This is a genomic window from Mesorhizobium sp. GW821-FHT04C10, from assembly GCF_059420305.1.
Genome location: NZ_JBWKTL010000001.1, coordinates 3751941 through 3769406, shown reverse-complemented (window position 1 = coordinate 3769406; position 17466 = coordinate 3751941). Strand labels below are relative to the sequence as shown.

Below are 17466 nucleotides of genomic sequence, written 5' to 3'. Positions count from 1 at the left end.
CATGCTCGAGAGAACCCCCACCACGAAGGCGCAGGCGCTGCTCGACAAGTTCGGCAAGGCGCTTGCGGACGGCGACATCGACGCCGCCGTCAACTGTTTCCAGGCGGATTGCTACTGGCGCGACCTCGTCACCTTTACCTGGAACCTGAAGACGATGGAGGGCCAGGACCAGGTCCGCGACATGCTGGCGGCAACCTTGGCTGAAACCGGACCGAGCGACTGGAAGGTTGCCGAAGGCGAGGAAGCGAGCGAGGCGGACGGCGTTATCACTGCGTGGATCACCTTCGAGACCAGGGCGGCGCGCGGCTTCGGCCTGGTGCGCTTCAAGGGCGACCTCATCTGGACCTTGCTCACCACCATGGCTGAACTGAAGGGACACGAGGAGAAGTCCGGCTTCACCCGACCGCTTGGTGCCAAGCATGGTCACGGCAAGGACAGGAAATCCTGGCGCGAGGAGCGTGACGACGAGATCGCCGAACTCGGCCGCAGCAGACAGCCCTATGTCGTGATCATCGGCGGCGGCCAGGGCGGCATTGCGCTGGGCGCACGCCTGCGCCAGCTCGGCGTGTCGGCCATCATCATCGAAAAGAACGAACGCCCCGGCGATTCCTGGCGCAAGCGCTACAAGTCGCTCTGCCTGCATGATCCGGTCTGGTACGACCATCTGCCCTATATCGACTTTCCCAAGAACTGGCCGGTCTTCGCGCCGAAGGACAAGATCGGCGACTGGCTTGAGATGTACACGAAGGTGATGGAGCTGAATTACTGGTCCTCCACATCAGCCAAATCCGCCAAATACGACGAGACGGCCAAGGAATGGACCATCGTGGTCGAGCGCGATGGAGAGGAGATCGTGCTCAAGCCCAAGCAGCTGGTGCTCGCGACAGGCATGTCCGGCAAGGCGAACTGGCCGAAATACAAGGGCCAGGACATCTTCAAGGGCGAACAGCAGCATTCCTCGACCCATCCAGGCCCCGACAAGTACCGTGGCAAGAAGGTCGTGGTCATCGGCTCCAACAACTCCGCCCACGACATATGCGCGGCCCTATGGGAGGGAGGCGCCGACGTCACCATGGTGCAGCGCTCCTCCACCCATATCGTCAGGTCCGATACGCTGATGGATATCGGGCTCGGCGGGCTCTATTCCGAGCAAGCGGTCGAGAACGGCATGACGACGCGCAAGGCCGACCTGATCTTCGCCTCCCTGCCCTACCGCATCCTGCCCGAGTTCCAGATCCCGCTTTACGAACAGATGAAGGAACGCGACGCGAAGTTTTACGAAGACCTGGAAAAGGCCGGCTTTCTGCTCGACTGGGGCGATGACGGCTCCGGCCTGTTCATGAAGTATCTGCGTCGGGGTTCCGGCTACTATATCGATGTCGGCGCTTGCGATCTCGTCATCGACGGCTCGATCAAGCTCAAGAGCGGACCAGGTGCAGCGGTGCAGGAATTGACGCAAACCGGCGTCAAATTCGCCGACGGCACCGAATTGCCAGCCGATCTCGTCATCTATGCCACCGGCTATGGCTCAATGAACGGCTGGGCCGCGGACCTCATCTCGCAGGAGGTGGCCGACAAGGTCGGCAAGGTCTGGGGCCTTGGCTCCGACACCGCCAAGGATCCCGGCCCGTGGGAAGGCGAGCAGCGCAACATGTGGAAGCCGACCCAGCAGGAGGCACTGTGGTTCCATGGCGGCAACCTCCACCAGTCGCGCCACTATTCGCAGTATCTGTCGCTGCAGCTGAAAGCCCGGCAGGTCGGTTTGCCGACGCCGGTCTATGGGCTGCAACAGGTTCACCACAAGGCCTAGCTGCCAATCCCCAGGAGTCCCCTCCTCTCCTGCGATCAGCAAGGCCGGCCCCGCGCGGCGCTTCCGCCGCGCGGGTACTTCGTTTCAGTCGCGGAGCATCACGCCCCTTGCCTTGGCCCAGCGCTCGATGATCTTGCGCTCGTCGGGCAAGGCGACGCGATTGGAGAAACCACGCACCTGCACCGCGCGGTTCTGCGGATCGAGCTCGATCGTCAGCAGCCGCTCGATCTTGCCAAGTACCGTGCGCCGCAGCACCCAGATCGAGGCATTGCCGGCGATGCATTTGGCCGCGTAGGTCGAGACGCAATGATGCATCGCCCTGGATTCGCCGACCAGGTCCTCGGCGGTCCTCAACTGGCGGACGAAGAAGCGCTCACCATGCGCCTTCGCCTCCTTGGCCGAAGGTTGCCACTCCCAGTCCTCAAGGCGCGAGCCATCCCAGGCGCCCTTTACCGCCGAGCCCCGGCCGGCGACACGGCGGCGCATGGCTTCGATGCGCTCGACGGCGGCAATGTCGCGGTGCCACTCCGACATCTGCTTGCGCAGCGAGGCGAGCGTGCGCCCCTTCAGGCTGTAGGCTCGGTCATGCCGGTACATGGCGCCGATGTAGTCGCAGAGATCGTCGGTCTCTTCCTTGGACGTCGGATGTGCGCAGAAGAACCGCGCCACTTCGCGCCAGAAGGCCAGATCCGCACGCGGCGCGCGCGATATCTTCGTGCGCGCAAGGCGAGCCGCCAATCCGAAATCATCCGTGTAGGACCGGATGATCGCCACCCAGAACGCCTCGTCGAAGGTCAGGTCGCCCGACAGGTTCAGGAAGCAATGCACCTCCTTGCGCGACATCAAGGCATTGGCACCTGCCTTGTAGAGCGAGTCACCGCGCGCAACCGCGACATACCAGGCCTTGCGGAGCGCAATCTCGCCGGCATCCAGCCCCGAACCATCCCGCCAGATGGCCTCGAGCGCGGCCGAAACCGGATAGCGAGCATAAAGATGACGGGCAGCAGCCAGCCGCAGCCGCGCGGGATCGCGCGTCTTCAGTTTTGGACGCCACAACGCGCCGTCGCGGATCGCCATGCCGGCATAGCCTCGGCGCACCTCGTCGAGCGCCCGCTCGAAATCCGGCGCGGGACGCGGCGTGGGAGAAACCCGCCGCAGCGTTGCGGTGTATATTTCAATGCGTTCGCGCTCGGCGTCCTGCCTGCGCTGGATCATGGACCTGGCCATGGCCGTTCTTCCCGATTGGAACCCTGTCAGCCGCACGCAAGTCCAGCGCCGGCACGGAATGTGTCGATCTGGGTTGGCGTGACATTTGACAGGTCTCCTCTTGGGACGACGGGTTGGACTGGGCGGGCTCTCTATGCCCCAAGAGGCAACCAAGCAAGGGAAATTATCTCAATATTTACAAGGGCCTGACGGAGCGTTGCAAAGGTGCATCTCGAGGTTTCCGGCAGCCGCCATCGTCGGCCGGGAAGCCCCCACCGTCTCAATGACAGGACCAGCATCGATGCGGCTCGGGCGCACGAGAAAAGGACCGCCACATGCAGCCAGGCGGTTCTCGGATCGGCAGGGACGTAAAATTCGCTGGGGCGCGAGTCAGCCCGTTCGACCGCCACGGAGGCGCGAAACGCGTGAACAAGATCTCATCTTCGCCTCCATGAAACGTGTGGTCGATGTCTGTGGCAAAACGAAATGGACGCCGCAGGCTGGGCGCGGCTAATATCCGGAAACGGGGGCAACGGCAAGACGACCGGCGTGTCCGGCTTCAGCGACTTCGAACGAAGCGGCAGCGGAGAGCTGATCAGGCTCGCCGCTGGGCGCGATCGGCAATGAGCCGAAAATAGACGCGTCAGGCGAACGCTCGCGACAGGTCTCCGGCCGGAATGCAGCCAGCGCGTTTGCGCCATCGAAGCAGAAGCACATGGCTGTCCCTCCCGGTGATGGACCGCCCTCAGGCGCGATTGGCGAAATCGTGCACGACGCGCTGCAGCAACGGCACATAGTCGCGAAACGCCCGCGTCTTCATGTTCGCGATCTTGCCGCCCTCGTCCCAGATGCGGACTCGTACCGCTTCCTCATGGAACGGGTTCTTGCGGAAGTCGGCCACCTCGTCGGCGCTCATCGGCCCGCCCTGCAGCGACAGAGTATGCACCGATGCCGGCGACAGCCTGGAGAAATAGGTCGGGTCGGTGGCGCAGAGATAGCGCTTGGCCGCGACATGCAGCCTCACGCACTCGACGATGACGGGCGGAAAGAACGGCGCCAACACCTCGCCTCCGGCTTCGTCATGATGCTTGTCCTCGACATCGTCGGGCGAATAGGTGCCGAACTCGCTGGTGTAATGGCCGATGTCGTGCAGCAGCGCGGCTGCCACCAGCGCGTCGGGCGCGCCGTCCTGTTCCGCCAGCCATGCCCCCTGCAGCATGTGCTCGGACATCGTCACCGGCTCGCCGAGATAGGATTCGGCGCCCCGGCGCTCAAAGATGTCGGCGATGAACTCGACGATGTTGTCGGCGTTCAGATCCCGGCCACTCATTCCGCGGCCTCCTTGAAGCTGTGCTCGATCGCGGCAAGCGTCGACAACAGGCCGTCCTTGTCGGCGTAGCAGCCTTGCAGCCAGCGCTTGCCGGTGCCCGAAAACGCCTTACGCGCATGCATGACGCGCGTGTTGTCGACGATGAAGGCCTGCCCCGCTTCCAGTTTGAACGTCACTTCGAAAGAGGGATCCTCGATCAGCTGGGCGAACCGTCGATAGGCGCCATAATAGGCATCCATGTCGGCGAACGGCACGTCGACGACCGGCGCCAGCGAGCGGTTGTTGAAACGGATGCAGATGAGTTCGCCATCCGGCCCGAGCTCGATCATCGGCCGCTTCGCCTGCAGCCGCACACCCGAGGAGCCGGCATATTCGAAGCGTGCCGGACAGGAACTCAACAGCCGGAAGCCTTCGGGGTTTTCGGCCTGCAGCGCGGCCGCGACGGCAAAACCGTCGACCACGCTCGACTCGCCGCCCTCCACCGTATTCTCGATGCAGGAGAGTATCTGCAGCGTCGGCACCGGGTCGCGATAGGGATTGTCGGTGTGTGCCTGAAGCCCGAGATTGGTGTAGGCGAGATTGTTCGGGTTGACCTCCGCGCGCACTTCGAACCAGCGGCCGTAATTGGTCTCCCTGATGTAACCGAACAGGTCGGAGACCTTGCACAGCGCGCCGGATTCGGCCGGCAGGCCGTCCATCACTGCAAAGCCATAGGTCCTCACCGCCGAAAGCCATTCGCGCAGCACGCTGCGGCTGTGAAAGGCTGCCGCGTATCGGGCGCGCGGCACCGAATTCTGCATCGTCGCCTTGGTCCAGCGCTGGATGATGTCGCCCGTCCAGCCGGGCTCGCCAGGCTCGTCGCGGTCATAGGCGTTTGCGCTCAGCCATTGCGCGGGAAAGCTGACCGTTTTTCCTTCTGGCACGAAACTGACTTCCAGCGCACCGGCCTTGATGGTGGCCTCGCCAATCCTCGTCTCGGCCGGAATGTCGAGAATGGTGATCAGGCGCTGGCCGTTGCCGGCGCTACGCGTCTTGTCGTCGAGCGCATTGTCACGCAGCCACATGGCGTGAAAGCGCGCGCGCCTCCCACCTTGCCAGCCAAGCTCGATTGTCTTGCCTTCGTCGCCAATCAGCGCGTGGGTGAGCATGGGAATGCCGTTCCTGTCCGTTGCGCCCCACGGCCCGATCCGTGAGGTTTCGATTGCATGTTGGCCACAGCAAAGGCATAACTCAAATTATCATTTTTTGGCCAAAGACCATAAATTTCTAATGCCTCGAAAACCCATTCCCTCCGTGCCCCCGCTCGACTGGCTGCGCAGTTTCGAGGCCGCGGCGCGGCTGTCGAATTTCACGGCGGCAGCGGCCGAACTCGGCCTGACCCAGGCCGCCGTCAGCCAGCATATCCGGCTGCTCGAGGAACGATTGAAGACGCGCCTGTTTTCAAGGCTGGCGCGTGGTGTCGCCCTGTCGCCCGAGGGCGCGGCCTACCTGCCCCACATCCAGTCGGCATTCGCCACCATCTCCAGCAGCACGACGGAACTGTTCGAGCCTCGCGCCGTCCAGACCGTCTCGATCCGGGTGCCGATCTCCTTCGCCCTGCTGATGCTGGTCCCGGCGCTGCCCGATCTCGCCGAGGCACTGCCACGTATCCAGCTCGATCTGGTGACGATCCATCGGCCGACCGACTACGATTTGCCGGGCTCCGCGCTCGACATCCGTTTCGGCAACGGATTCTTTCCCGGACGCGAGGCTGACAGGTTGACCGCCGAGCGGCTTGTGCCGGTGGCAAGCCCGGCGCTCGCCGGTGCCGCCGACTGGACATCCCTGCCGCTGCTTCTGGTCGCCGGGGCGCGCGAAATGTGGTCGGAATGGTTCGCGGCGGCCGGACTGGCCGGCCACTCCCAAAGGTCGCATCGCTTCGACAGCTTTGTCGCCGCCATGGAAGCGGCGAGTTCCGGAGCCGGCGTGCTTCTGGGGTCGCGGCCGCTTGTCGACGCGGCACTCAAGCGCCGGAGCCTGGTGCCGCTTTCCGATTTCGAGCTCTCCAGCACGTCAGGCCATTTCCTGACCAAGGCGTCGACCGCGCGTCTGACCAGTGCCGAACAGGATTTCCGCCAGTGGCTGCTGAGCTACCTGTCCAGAAAAACCTCCGCCTAAACGGCGTGAGTTGTCACGGCCGGGCGCCGATGCGCTTCCAGTAGATCAGCGTGCCGGTCAGCCCGCCATGCGGCTTCAGCGCATAGTCCGGGATTTCCCCGGCCAGGGTGAAACCGAGTTTTTCGTAGAGGCCTGAGGCGCCCTCTTCCGTCGCCGTATCCAGAACCAGCAGTGTGCGCCCCTTCTCGACGGCGAGATGCTCGGCGGCCCGCATCAGGCGCGTTCCGATACCCTTGCCCCGGTATTTAACTGATGTCATCAGCTTGGCGATTTCGGCACGGTGCGGCTGGTTGGGTGGGCAGTCGAGCAGCAAGGTGACGGTGCCGGCCAGGACCTTGCCGTCCCAGGCGCCAAGCACCACCCTTTCGCCCTTTGCCGCCGCGGCCAGCGACCTCTCCCAGAATGCGCTTGCCGCTTCCGGCGCCAGCGGATGCATGAAGCTGACCGAGCCGCCGCCGGCAACTGTCTCGACCAGCAGGTCAGCCAGCTTTGCCAGTGTTTCCGCACTGGCGCTCAGCGCTCCGATCTCGATGGAATTCATGGCCAATCCTCTGGAAACGATGGGGTCGATAGCGCGCCGGCATCAGTCGACTTGGCGCACGCGCCGCCGCTTGCGAGCCGCCTTGATGGCGCTGATGCGCTCGGTGTCTTCTTCCTTGAGGTGCCGCCCGCGCTCGAGGATCTCGAGCGTGTATTCCTCATAGGTCAGGCCCAGCCGCTCGGCCTTGTCCATGCGCATCAGCATGATTTCGTGGCTTGGCGCCTTCCATGCCTTGGCATGCGCGGCCTGCCAGGCCAGGAAAATAAAGGGATCGCCCTTGCCCCATGGCGGCCCCTTGTAGTCGTCAAGAGGCGGCCCCCCATTGTGGGAGCGCTTTGGCCGTCTCGCCATCGTGTCAGCCCCTGACCAGCGCGACGAGATAGTCGGCGCCCGCCTCCAGCGCATGGAAGATGCAGTCCGACGGCGCCCCGAGCGCCAGGCAGTCGCCGGGCTCCAGCCTGTGCACCACATCGCCTTCGGTGAATTCGAGCTGTCCGGAAATCAGCCAGATCTGCTGCTTGATGAAGGCGTAGGAGGCCGCCGGCAGGCTGACCCTGGCGCCCGCCGGCAAATGCACCTTGATCAGTTCGAGCGGCATGTCGCAGGCCGGCGACAAATGCCGCCTGACATAGCCTGTATCCGGATCGCGCCACACCGGCTGGTCGGCCTCGCGCAACAGCCCGCCGCCTTGCAATTCCGCCCGGGCGATGAGGGTCGACAGCGTCATGCCGAAGGCCGCCGCAATGCGCACCAGAAGGGCTGCGGTCGGGCTGGTCATGCCGCGTTCGATCGTGCTCAGCATCGCCTTGGAAACACCGGATCGCTCGGCGAGTTCGGCCAGCGACCAGTCCCGCATGGTCCTTTCGGTGTGAATCCGTCTGCCGATTGTCGTGGAAATATCGTTCGCTATATCATCCATTCGTCTACTATAGCGAAATTCCGACCGTGGGAAAGCACCCTCTTGTGACAATTTTCAACATGCGCTTAATCCTCTCTACACCATCCAGCCTCATCCGACCTTAACCCCGCTCCGGTAGGATCCGATCTCCAGGGAAATGGGGATTGGCCTGTCCATGTACGTCGAACGCGAAGCTTCAGTCGGAGAACCGACATCGCAGGAGCGCCGCAACGCAGAGCAGAACGACCGGCGCATCCTGGGCAATGTCGTGCAATGCGACGGCGCGCGCGCCACCATCGCCGCCTATGCCGATGACATCGACGGATCCGTGACCGGCCTGTGGACGGTCGGCAAGATGATCTCGATCAATCTGGGCACGACACGAACCGTGGGTCTCGTCTACGCGATCGGCAAGTCGAACCGCGCCTGGAGCAATGAGGGCCAGAACCCCATCGAGGTCAGCATCGAGCTGATCGGCGAAGTGCGCGACGCCGCCGAGCCAGGCGCCAAGCCGATCTTCGACCGCGGCATCACCACCTATCCGCATATCGGCGCCGTCGCCCACAGGATCCGCAGCCGTGATCTCCAGGCGGTCTACGATCTGGCCGGCCGCCACTCCATCACCATCGGCTCGCTGTCGCAGGACGAAGGGATCGCCGCCAACATCGCGATCGACGACACGCTGGCGCGCCATTTCGCCATTGTCGGCACCACGGGCGTCGGCAAGTCCACAGCTGTCTCGCTGCTGCTGCGCAAATCGATCGCGGCGCGGCCCGATCTGCGCATCCTGATCCTCGATCCGCACAATGAATTCGCCGGCTCGTTGCCCGAATATTGCGTCAAGGTCGATTCCAAGACTCTCGACCTGCCGTTCTGGATGTTCAAGCTCGAGGAATTCGCCGAAGTGCTGTTCCGTGGCCGTGAGACGGTCCCGGAGGAGATCGACGCTCTGCGCGACCTTATTCCACTCGCCAAGAACCTCTACCGCAACCCGAATTCAGGTGCCTATCTCAGGCGCGGCAACGATGCGCTGACCGCCGATACGCCGGTGCCTTACCGCATCGCCGACCTGATCAAGCAGATCGACGAGCGCATGGGCATGCTCGAAAGCAAGAACGATCGCCCGACGCTGAAATCGCTGAAGACGCGCATCGAATCGGCGGCCGCCGATCCGCGCTACCGCTTCATGTTCAGCTCGCGCCTGATTGAGGACACCATCCACGAGACCATCGGCAACATCTTCCGCGTGCCGCATCACGGCCGCCCGGTGACCTGCTTCGAGATGGCCGGCATGCCCTCAGAAGTGGTCAATTCCGTCTGCTCGGTGCTGGCGCGCCTGGCCTTCGATCTGGCTCTGTGGAGCGAGGGCAAGCTGCAGCTCCTGTTTCTGTGCGAGGAAGCGCATCGTTACATGCCGGCCGATCCGCGTCTCGGCTTCGCGCCGACCCGGCACGCGCTGTCGCGTATCGCCAAGGAAGGCCGCAAATATGGCTGCTACCTCGGCGTCGTCACCCAGCGTCCGGGCGAGCTCGACCCGACCATCCTGTCGCAATGCTCGACCTTCTTCGCGATGCGGCTCGCCAACGAGCAGGACCAGGCGATCATCCGCTCGGCGATCGCCGACTCTTCCGCCTCCACGCTTGCCTTCCTGTCGTCCATGGGCCAGCGCGAGGCCATTGCCTTCGGCGAAGGCGTGGCTACGACCATGCGGCTGAAGTTTGAAAAACTGCCAGCCCACCTGCTGCCCGGTACGGCCAAACGCGAAGAATCCGAGGCGGCGAAGACCGGCGACGATGTCGATCTGGTGGCGATCGTCGAGCGGCTGCGCAACGTGCCCAAACCGACACCGCAGGCGATGGCCTTCGCCGAGGTGGTCGATTCCGGCCGCCAGGCCGGCGACCCCGACTATCGAAAGCCGGCGACCACCCGCGTGCCGTCGGACGACGATTTCGACATGCGCTACGGCCTGAAGCCCGCCACCTTCGGCCTGCGCCCCCAGAACGACTGAGCCCAGGGCGTCACGCCCATTTGCCGGCAGTTCAGAGAAGCCGTGCCAGGCCATGGCTCTTCTCCGCTCGGAAGCTTGGGTAAATCCCGTCAGGGAATTCGTCGGGCCGAGTCGGCTGGTGCTGTTTTCGAGAACCGGAGCGGAGCGGACTTTTGGTCCGTGAGCACCGGAAGCGCAGAAAGCGGCAGCAGACGGCCGGCCTCACGAATTCGATGATGGGATTTCAGGCGCAGACGCGGTTGCGGCCTTGCCTCTTCGCCTCGTAGAGCTGGCGGTCGGCGCGGCGATAGAACTCCTCCGCCGTTTCCTTGCGGTCCCAGACGGCGAGCCCGACGCTGGTGGTGATCTTGAGCCTGACATTGCCCGAGAGGATCGACATGTTGGCGATGGCCTTGCGGATGCGCTCGGCGAATTTGCCCAGCAGTTCCGCCTCCATATTGGGCGTGACCACGGCAAACTCCTCACCGCCGAGCCGCGCCACCACATCATGGAAGCGTGTCATGTCCTTCAGGCAGCTGGCGACGGCCTTCAGCACCTCGTCGCCGACGTCGTGACCGTGCGTGTCGTTGACCTGCTTGAAATGGTCGAGATCAAGGATCATCAACCCGACCGGCTTCTCGATACGCCGGAACTCCTCGAGATATTCCTTCAGCGCATCGTCGAAATAGCGCCGGTTCTGCATGCCGGTCAGGCCATCGGTCAGGGCGGCGTGCTCGAGCGTTTCGGAACGGGCGCTGAGCGAAACCGTCATGGCGCGCAGCTTGCCTTCTTCCGTCGCCTGTTTGCGGATCAGCGGGTAGATGAAGAAGATGCCGAAAAACAGCGCGGTGGCGAGCAGAACGCCGGTCGCGAACAACAGCTTGTTGAGATAGATGACCTTGTCCAGGCCCGACTGGGTATGGAGTTCGGTGGCGAAGGATTGCATGAGTCCATAGGCGTGCAGCGTCACCAGACCAGCGGCCAGGATCACGAAAATAAAGACGAAAAAAGCGGATTCCGCCTTGTGGAAACGCATCTGCTCCCCAATGGAAAAGTGCCCGTCGACCTTATGGCACGGACCGCCTTACGGAGCGTTAACTCCGACAACCTCGACGGGAACCTTTCCCTCAAGGTCAACTTTTTAAGTTGCATTAGCAACAAGTGTTTGGATCGTGGTTTCGAGATCGTCATTCCAGCGCAATCTTTGCCATTCCGGCCCCAGCTGGTGTCGAAACCAGGTCGCTTGCCGCTTGGCATATTGCCGGGTCGCGATCTTGGCGCGCTCGATCGCCTCGGGAAAGCTGGATAGGCCGGCCATCGCGGCTTGCAGTTCGCGAACGCCGATCGCCTTCATCGCCGGCCGGTCCGGATCGAGGTGAAGGGCCGCAAGTTGCCTGACCTCCTCCAGCGCGCCCTTGTCCAGCATCTGGTCGAAGCGCCTTTCGATGCGATCGACCAGCGCGGCCCGGTCCGGCTCGATGACCAGGAAGCGCGCAGTCTGCCGATCGATGAGCGGTCGGCCCCGCTCTGCCTGCCACTCCAGGATCGACCGGCCGGAGGCGTCGAGCACTTCAAGCGCCCGCACGATGCGCTGGCTGTCGGTTGGCTTGAGCTGCATGGCGGCTCTCGAATCCTCGCGCAGCAGCAGCCCGTGCAGCTTGACCGCGCCTTGCTCTTTCAGCTCGTAGCGCCAGCGGTCACGGATGCGCGGCGGAATATCGGGCATTTCCGAAATGCCCTCGGCCAGCGCGCGAAAATAGAGGCCCGTGCCGCCGACGAAGACCGGCCGCCGCGACAGCGTTCCGTCGTCGATGAGTTTCATCACGTCGCGCAGCCACGCGCCAGTCGAATAGGCCGTATCGGGACGGACATGGCCGTAGAGAAAATGCGACACCCGTGCGAGGTCGGCCGGCTGCGGCCTGGCGGTCAGCACGTCGAGAACCGAATAGCCTTGCATGGAATCGGTGTTGATGATGACGCCGCCTGTGCGTTCGGCCAGGTCGAGCGCCAGCGCCGACTTGCCGCTGGCGGTCGGCCCGGCTATCAGGATCGCATTCTTCACGCGGCCTTCGCCCGCATCCGCGCCGGAATTCTCGATGCCGCTCATTGCCACGCTTGTTTCCCGTCCCGCTGACCGCGCTCTGTCGCGGTCGCTTGCGAATATGGCCTCGCGGACGGTGGGCGCAAGCACCGTTGTCTGGCTGGCCGAAGGCATTGCCTGCGATCTTGCCTTGCCGCAAGAGGCTGACATCGCCGGGATCACCGACGCCCTGCGCGCCGCATTGGCCGCTGAACCGATCGACGTGATCGTCCAGCAGGCGGAAACGCGTCGCAAGAAAATCCTCATCGCCGACATGGATTCGACCATGATCGACCAGGAATGCATCGACGAACTGGCCGACGAGATCGGCGTCAAGGATCGCGTTGCCACTATTACCGCGCGGTCGATGAACGGCGAGATTGCCTTCGAACCGGCTCTGCGCGAACGCGTCGCGCTGTTGAAGGGGCTCGATGCCGCCGTCGTCGATCGCATCGTCGCCAACCGGCTGACATTGGCCTCGGGCGGCCGCGAACTGGTCCAGACCATGCGCGCCAACGGCGCCTGGGCAGCGCTGGTCTCGGGCGGCTTCGAGGTCTTCACCACACGCATCGCGGCGATGCTCGGCTTTCAGGAAAACCGCGCCAACCGCCTGCTCGAACAGGATGGAAACTTCACCGGCCTGGTCGGTGAGCCGATCCTCGGTCGCGCCGCCAAGGCCGACGCGCTGCTCGAAATTTCGGCGCGCCTTGGACTGACACCCGCCGACGCCATCGCCGTCGGTGACGGAGCCAACGATCTCGACATGATCCGCCTCGCCGGCACCGGCGTGGCGCTCCATGCCAAGCCCACAGTGGCGGCGCAGGCGAAGGTGCGCATTGACCATGGCGACCTGACCGCACTGCTCTATTTGCAGGGCTATCGCCAGGAAGAATTTGCGCAATGAAACCAATGCGTACCGAGCGGCTGATCCTGCGCAACTGGGAAGAGCGCGACCGCGAGCTCTTCCATCGCATCAATTCCGACGAGCGCGTCATGGAATTCTTCCCGTTCCGTCGCGACCGCGCCGCCGCCGACGCCAAGATGGACGAGGTCCGCGCATGGATCGATGAAGACGGCTATGGCTTCGCCGCGGCCGAAATTGCCGCCACGGGCGCGTGCATCGGCTTTGTCGGACTATCAGGAACCGAGGACATGGACGTCCTGCCGGCCGGCACGATCGAGATCGGCTGGCGGCTGGCCCCGGAATTCTGGGGCAAGGGCTATGTCACCGAGGCCGCCGAGGCATGGCTTGCCTACGGTTTCGAGACGCTTGACGTTGACGAAATCGTCTCCTTTGCGGTCGCGGAAAACCACCGCTCGACCGCCGTCATGAAACGCCTTGGCATGACGGCCGATCCGTCGGCCGACTTCGATCATCCCGGCGTTCCCGACAGCCATCCCGCGCTCAAGCGGCATGTGCTCTACCGGCTCTCTCGCGAGGGTTGGCAGGCAAGAAAAAAGGCGGCTCGTTAGCCGCCTTTTTTTGAAAGATGGCGGATTGAAAACTCAATCCATCCGGATCGTCACGAAGCGCAACTCACCGGTCTTCGACGCCAGCATCAGAAGCGCGTTCTTGCGGCCCTGCTCCTTCAGCGCGCCGATCCGGTCCATGACGTCCTTGGGCGTGGCGACCGATTCCTGCGCGATCTCGGTGATCACTTCGCCCGGTTGGATGCCCCGCTCGGCGGCGGCCGAATCCTTGGCCACATCGGTGATGACGACGCCGGAGACATCGGCGGCGATGCTGAACTTCTTGCGCGTCTCGTCATTGAGCTCGCCCACTGTCATGCCGAGCACCGAGGCGGTCGAAACGGCCGGAGCCTTGTCACCCTTGTCCTTGTCGGTGTTGCCATTCTCGCCGCTGGCGAGCTTCTCGCCATCCTCGAGCCGGCCGAGCGTCACCTTCACCGTCTGCTCGACGCCCTTGCGCACGATCAGCACGTCGACTGCCTTGCCGACAGGGCTTTCGGCAACGACGCGCGGCAGGTCGCGCATCTCATGGATGTCCTTGCCGTCGAACTTGATGATGACGTCGCCGGCCTGGATGGTGCCGTTGTCGACAGGTCCGCCCTTGATGACGCCGGCCACCAGCGCCCCCTTGGCGGTCGCCATGCCGAGGCTCTCGGCGATGTCGTCCGTCACTGGCTGGATACGCACGCCGAGCCAGCCGCGCCGCGTCTCGCCAAACTGGCGCAACTGGTCGACGACGCCCGAGGCGAGCTGCGAGGGGATGGAGAAGCCGATGCCGATCGAGCCGCCGGAGGGCGAAATGATCGCCGTGTTGATGCCGATGACCTCGCCGGCGCTGTTGAACAGCGGCCCGCCGGAATTGCCACGGTTGATTGCCGCATCGGTCTGGATGAAATCGTCATAGGGGCCGGAATTGATGTCGCGGTTGCGCGCCGAGACGATGCCGACCGTGACCGTGCCGCCAAGGCCGAACGGATTGCCGATCGCCATCACCCAGTCGCCGACGCGCATCTTGGTGGAATCGCCGAACTTCACCGCGGTGAGCTTGTGGCCTTTCGGATCGACCTTGAGCACCGCGACGTCGGTCTTGGTGTCGGTGCCGACCAGCGTTGCCTTCAGCGTCACGCCATCGGAGAAATTGACCTCGATGTCGTCGGCGTCCGCGATCACGTGGTTGTTGGTGACGACGATGCCTTGCTCGGCGTCGATGACGAAACCGGATCCCAGCGACTGCACCTTCTGCGCGCCATTATCCTTGTCGCCACCGCGGTTCTTGAAGAAATCGTCGAAGAAGTCCTGGAAGGGCGAGCCTTCCGGAAGCTGCGGCATCGGCACTGCGCCCGGCCCTTCCGTGCCCTTCACCGTCTGCGAGGTCGAGATGTTGACCACCGCGCCGAGCAGGCCTTCCGCGAGGTCGGCCACCGAAGCAGGCCCGTCGGCCGCGAAGGTCGGCGTCACGAAGGACGGGACGGCGACAGTGCCGACAAGAAGTGCCGCCGTGCCGGCTATGAATGTCCGCCGTGCTGCGCGCAAAAGGAGTGTTGATGTCATCGAGAAAGCCTCCCGGTATTTCTGAAAGAGAAAGCGCAACGGCAAAAACACCGCGTTGCGCCATGTTGGCAAAAAATACGGCACGTTTGCGGCTACGACCAGCGGCAGAGGATAAATCCTCCGTTTTGCCGAAGGCGAAAACCGGTGGTTCTCATCCGCCCCGCACCAGCCAGACGATACCGACCCCCATGGCGATGGCGACCAGCCCCGCAATCCGCAATGCGTTCTCCGGCATCGACAGCACCTCGCCCGCGAGCTTCCTCGCGAAACCGGGAAAGCCGCCATAGACCAGGCCCTCTATGACAAGGACCAGGCCTATCGCCGCGAAGAAGTCCTGCACCGGCTATTGCTGGCCGGTGCTGGGTTGTGTCGTCGGCGCAGCGGGTGCCGTCGCCGGTGCGGCCGGTGCCGGCGGCGTCTGTTTCGCCGGCCCTTCCTTGCCGTCGGGATCGCGGAAGTAGCGGAAGAACTCCGAGCTCGGCGACAGCACCATGGTCGTGCCGGTGTTGTCCAGCGCCGTGCCATAGGCGTTCATCGACCGGTAGAAATCGAAGAAGGCCGGGTCGCGTTGATAGGCTTGCGCGAAGGTGGCGCTGCGCTGGGCCTCGCCCTCGCCGCGCAGGATCTCGGACTCCTTTTGCGCTTCGGCAACGATCTCGACCACTTCACGATCGGCCCGTGCCGTGATGCGCTGTGCCGCTTCGTTGCCGCGCGCCCTGAGCCGCGCAGCCTCCGCCAAGCGCTCCGCCTTCATGCGGTCGTAGGTTTGCTGTGAAACCTCGGCCGTAAGATCGGTCCGGCGGATGCGGACATCCTCGATCTGCAGTCCGAGCGACGTGGCGTCCGGCCTGAGCTGATCGCGGACTTCGCGCATCATCACGGCGCGCTCTTCCGAGAGCGCCGCCTCGAAGTCACGCAGGCCGTAGACGCGGCGCAAGGCAGCGTCGAGACGGGTCCTCAGCCGCGCTTCGGCCAGTTCGATCTGGCCGGACACCGCGGCACGGAAGATGCGCGGATCGGAGATGCGATAGGCGATAAAGGCATCGACCTCGTAGAACTTGCCGCCCGAAACCTGGACGCGGATGTTGTCGAGGTCGAAGCGCAGCACCCGGTTCTCGATCAGTTGCACCGTATCGGCGTCGAAGAACGAGAACGGCGCCTTGAAGTAGATGCCAGGCTCGCTCTTGACGTCGACGATCTCGCCGAACCTCAGCACGATAGCCTGCTGCTTCGCATTGACCACGAAGACCGAGGAATAGATGAGGAACAGGATGACCGCCGCGATGACGACGAAGATGGGAAGACGGTTGGCCATCACTGGTTACCTCCCGTGTTCGCACCCAAGGCGGCTGGTGCCGGCGCTTTCGGCTGCAATGCCGGCAGCGGCAGATAGGGGACGACCCCTTGCCCGTTGCCTTGTTCGACGATGACCTTGCTCGAGTCCTTCAGAACCTTCTCCATCGTTTCCAGATAAAGCCGCTTGCGGGTCACATCTGGCGCCTTGGCATATTCGTCATAGACCGAGATGAAGCGCTGCGCTTCACCTTCCGCCTCCTGAACGACGCGGTTCTTGTAGGCGGCCGCGTCCTCGCGGATCTGCGCCGCCGCGCCCCGCGCGCCGCCGAGCTTCTGGTTGGAATACTGGTTGGCCTGCTCGACGAACTTGTCCTCGTCCTGCTCGGCACGCTGCACTTCGTCGAAGGCATCGGCCACTTCGCGCGGCGGTGCCGCGTCCTCGATCGAGATGGCATTGACCTGCAGGCCGGCCTTGTAGCCGTCGAGCGTGGTCTGGATGATCTCGCGCACGGAGGCAGCGATACCCTGGCGGTCGTCGCGGAAGATGTCCTGCGCCGGCCTGCGGCCGACGGCTTCGCGCATGGCGCTTTCGGCTACCTGTCGCAGCATGCCGTCAGGATCGGAAACGTCGAACAGATAGGCGCGGGGATCGGAGACCTGGTAGGCCACCGAAAACTGCACGTTGACGATGTTCTGGTCGCCGGAAAGCATCAGGCCGTTGCCGCTTGTGTTGCCGCCGCCAATGTCCACGAGCTGCTCGGAAATCTTCGCCGTTTCAACGGTTTCGAGCGGCCACCAATGGAAATGCAGGCCGGGCTGCGACAGTTCGGCCTTTGGCTTGCCGAAGCGCAGTTCGACCGCGACCTCGTCGGGCTGCACGGTGTAAATCGCCTGGAACGCCCACAGCACGACAAGCGCTGCCGCGACAAGCGCGAAAATAGCCGGACTGGCACCGCCGCCACCGGGCAGCGCGCGACGCAGCCGATCCTGGCCCCGGCGGATGATGTCTTCGAGGTCGGGAGGCGAGCCTTGCGGGCCGCTCGGCCCCTTTGGCCCCTGCCCCCAGGGTCCCTGATTGTTACCGCCGCCGCCCCACGGGCCGCCGCCTCCGCCACTCTTGTCGTTCCAGGGCATGAATGT

At 63.9% G+C, this 17466-nt stretch carries 17 protein-coding genes; 5 read left to right on the top strand and 12 right to left on the bottom strand.

Annotation, left to right across the window (positions count from 1 at the left end; genetic code table 11):
• The first annotated feature begins 1 nt into the window (after position 1).
• The gene (locus AC07UC_RS18230) at positions 2–1810 is read left to right on the top strand and encodes an NAD(P)/FAD-dependent oxidoreductase (protein WP_494906951.1); all 1809 of its coding nucleotides are present in this window, start codon (positions 2–4) and stop codon (positions 1808–1810) included.
• An 84-nt stretch (positions 1811–1894) separates the two neighbouring features.
• Here AC07UC_RS18230 and AC07UC_RS18225 read toward each other — a convergent pair whose 3' ends face one another.
• The 3 genes from AC07UC_RS18225 to tmpA form a co-directional block, all read right to left on the bottom strand.
• Positions 1895–3037 (bottom strand): PcfJ domain-containing protein, encoded by a 1143-nt coding sequence (locus AC07UC_RS18225; RefSeq protein ID WP_494906950.1) that lies wholly within the window; start codon positions 3035–3037, stop codon positions 1895–1897.
• Between the two features lie 724 nt (positions 3038–3761).
• Positions 3762–4346, bottom strand: a complete 585-nt coding sequence (gene tmpB, locus AC07UC_RS18220; protein WP_494906949.1) for a (R)-1-hydroxy-2-trimethylaminoethylphosphonate oxygenase — start codon at positions 4344–4346, stop codon at positions 3762–3764.
• Entirely contained in the window at positions 4343–5494 is a 1152-nt protein-coding gene (gene tmpA, locus AC07UC_RS18215; RefSeq protein WP_494906948.1) for a 2-trimethylaminoethylphosphonate dioxygenase, read from the bottom strand. The genes tmpB and tmpA overlap by 4 nt, the downstream gene beginning before the upstream one ends.
• Positions 5495–5615: 121 nt before the next feature.
• Between tmpA and AC07UC_RS18210 the strand changes: the two genes are divergently transcribed.
• Positions 5616–6503, top strand: coding sequence for a LysR family transcriptional regulator (locus tag AC07UC_RS18210; RefSeq protein ID WP_202321647.1), 888 nt, complete (start codon positions 5616–5618; stop codon positions 6501–6503).
• A 13-nt stretch (positions 6504–6516) separates the two neighbouring features.
• Here AC07UC_RS18210 and AC07UC_RS18205 read toward each other — a convergent pair whose 3' ends face one another.
• Genes AC07UC_RS18205 through AC07UC_RS18195 form a run of 3 tightly spaced genes read right to left on the bottom strand, consistent with a single transcriptional unit; the run spans position 6517 to position 7963 of the window.
• Complete coding sequence (locus tag AC07UC_RS18205; RefSeq protein WP_494906947.1) at positions 6517–7044, bottom strand: GNAT family N-acetyltransferase; 528 nt, start codon at positions 7042–7044, stop codon at positions 6517–6519.
• A gap of 42 nt (positions 7045–7086) precedes the next feature.
• Positions 7087–7395 (bottom strand): hypothetical protein, encoded by a 309-nt coding sequence (locus AC07UC_RS18200; protein WP_140775870.1) that lies wholly within the window; start codon positions 7393–7395, stop codon positions 7087–7089.
• Between the two features lie 4 nt (positions 7396–7399).
• Positions 7400–7963 (bottom strand): helix-turn-helix domain-containing protein, encoded by a 564-nt coding sequence (locus tag AC07UC_RS18195; RefSeq protein WP_494906946.1) that lies wholly within the window; start codon positions 7961–7963, stop codon positions 7400–7402.
• Positions 7964–8117: 154 nt separating this feature from the next.
• Here AC07UC_RS18195 and AC07UC_RS18190 point away from each other — a divergent pair, with 154 nt between their 5' ends.
• A complete protein-coding gene (locus AC07UC_RS18190; protein ID WP_494906945.1) occupies positions 8118–9950 on the top strand; it encodes an ATP-binding protein in 1833 nt (610 codons plus the stop codon).
• A gap of 223 nt (positions 9951–10173) precedes the next feature.
• Here AC07UC_RS18190 and AC07UC_RS18185 read toward each other — a convergent pair whose 3' ends face one another.
• On the bottom strand, positions 10174–10965 hold the full coding sequence (locus AC07UC_RS18185; protein WP_056573060.1) for a GGDEF domain-containing protein: 792 nt from the start codon (positions 10963–10965) through the stop codon (positions 10174–10176).
• Positions 10966–11070: 105 nt separating this feature from the next.
• Positions 11071–12036 carry a tRNA (adenosine(37)-N6)-dimethylallyltransferase MiaA gene (miaA, locus tag AC07UC_RS18180; RefSeq protein WP_494906944.1) on the bottom strand — a complete coding sequence of 322 codons (966 nt, stop codon included), beginning with the start codon at positions 12034–12036 and terminating at the stop codon, positions 11071–11073.
• Here miaA and serB point away from each other — a divergent pair.
• The gene (gene serB, locus AC07UC_RS18175; protein ID WP_140775866.1) at positions 12026–12913 is read left to right on the top strand and encodes a phosphoserine phosphatase SerB; all 888 of its coding nucleotides are present in this window, start codon (positions 12026–12028) and stop codon (positions 12911–12913) included. The genes miaA and serB overlap by 11 nt on opposite strands.
• Positions 12910–13482 (top strand): GNAT family N-acetyltransferase, encoded by a 573-nt coding sequence (locus AC07UC_RS18170; RefSeq protein WP_494906943.1) that lies wholly within the window; start codon positions 12910–12912, stop codon positions 13480–13482. Before serB ends, AC07UC_RS18170 begins: the two co-directional genes overlap by 4 nt.
• A gap of 33 nt (positions 13483–13515) precedes the next feature.
• Here the strand turns inward: AC07UC_RS18170 and AC07UC_RS18165 are convergent, their stop codons facing one another.
• From AC07UC_RS18165 to hflK, 4 genes are all read right to left on the bottom strand, one after another.
• The gene (locus tag AC07UC_RS18165; RefSeq protein ID WP_140775864.1) at positions 13516–15030 is read right to left on the bottom strand and encodes a DegQ family serine endoprotease; all 1515 of its coding nucleotides are present in this window, start codon (positions 15028–15030) and stop codon (positions 13516–13518) included.
• 151 nt (positions 15031–15181) lie between these two features.
• Entirely contained in the window at positions 15182–15370 is a 189-nt protein-coding gene (locus tag AC07UC_RS18160; protein WP_494906942.1) for a DUF2065 domain-containing protein, read from the bottom strand.
• A 3-nt stretch (positions 15371–15373) separates the two neighbouring features.
• Positions 15374–16345: a protease modulator HflC gene (hflC, locus tag AC07UC_RS18155; RefSeq protein WP_202321629.1), complete on the bottom strand. Its 972-nt coding sequence runs from the start codon at positions 16343–16345 to the stop codon at positions 15374–15376.
• Positions 16345–17460 (bottom strand): FtsH protease activity modulator HflK, encoded by a 1116-nt coding sequence (hflK, locus tag AC07UC_RS18150; RefSeq protein WP_140775862.1) that lies wholly within the window; start codon positions 17458–17460, stop codon positions 16345–16347. Before hflK ends, hflC begins: the two co-directional genes overlap by 1 nt.
• Between the last annotated feature and the right edge of the window lie 6 nt (positions 17461–17466).

Excerpts from the sequence above, each read along its gene's own strand:
- AC07UC_RS18170 (WP_494906943.1), top strand. The coding sequence starts at position 12,910 with ATGAAACCAATGCGTACCGAGCGGCTGATCCTGCGCAACTGGGAAGAG.
- AC07UC_RS18185 (WP_056573060.1), bottom strand. The coding sequence starts at position 10,965 with ATGCGTTTCCACAAGGCGGAATCCGCTTTTTTCGTCTTTATTTTCGTG.
- AC07UC_RS18190 (WP_494906945.1), top strand. The coding sequence starts at position 8,118 with ATGTACGTCGAACGCGAAGCTTCAGTCGGAGAACCGACATCGCAGGAG.
- tmpA (WP_494906948.1), bottom strand. The coding sequence starts at position 5,494 with ATGCTCACCCACGCGCTGATTGGCGACGAAGGCAAGACAATCGAGCTT.
- hflC (WP_202321629.1), bottom strand. The coding sequence starts at position 16,345 with ATGGCCAACCGTCTTCCCATCTTCGTCGTCATCGCGGCGGTCATCCTG.
- serB (WP_140775866.1), top strand. The coding sequence starts at position 12,026 with ATGCCGCTCATTGCCACGCTTGTTTCCCGTCCCGCTGACCGCGCTCTG.
- AC07UC_RS18165 (WP_140775864.1), bottom strand. The coding sequence starts at position 15,030 with ATGACATCAACACTCCTTTTGCGCGCAGCACGGCGGACATTCATAGCC.
- AC07UC_RS18230 (WP_494906951.1), top strand. The coding sequence starts at position 2 with ATGCTCGAGAGAACCCCCACCACGAAGGCGCAGGCGCTGCTCGACAAG.
- miaA (WP_494906944.1), bottom strand. The coding sequence starts at position 12,036 with ATGAGCGGCATCGAGAATTCCGGCGCGGATGCGGGCGAAGGCCGCGTG.
- AC07UC_RS18225 (WP_494906950.1), bottom strand. The coding sequence starts at position 3,037 with ATGGCCAGGTCCATGATCCAGCGCAGGCAGGACGCCGAGCGCGAACGC.
- hflK (WP_140775862.1), bottom strand. The coding sequence starts at position 17,460 with ATGCCCTGGAACGACAAGAGTGGCGGAGGCGGCGGCCCGTGGGGCGGC.
- AC07UC_RS18210 (WP_202321647.1), top strand. The coding sequence starts at position 5,616 with ATGCCTCGAAAACCCATTCCCTCCGTGCCCCCGCTCGACTGGCTGCGC.
- tmpB (WP_494906949.1), bottom strand. The coding sequence starts at position 4,346 with ATGAGTGGCCGGGATCTGAACGCCGACAACATCGTCGAGTTCATCGCC.
- AC07UC_RS18195 (WP_494906946.1), bottom strand. The coding sequence starts at position 7,963 with ATGGATGATATAGCGAACGATATTTCCACGACAATCGGCAGACGGATT.
- AC07UC_RS18200 (WP_140775870.1), bottom strand. The coding sequence starts at position 7,395 with ATGGCGAGACGGCCAAAGCGCTCCCACAATGGGGGGCCGCCTCTTGAC.
- AC07UC_RS18205 (WP_494906947.1), bottom strand. The coding sequence starts at position 7,044 with ATGAATTCCATCGAGATCGGAGCGCTGAGCGCCAGTGCGGAAACACTG.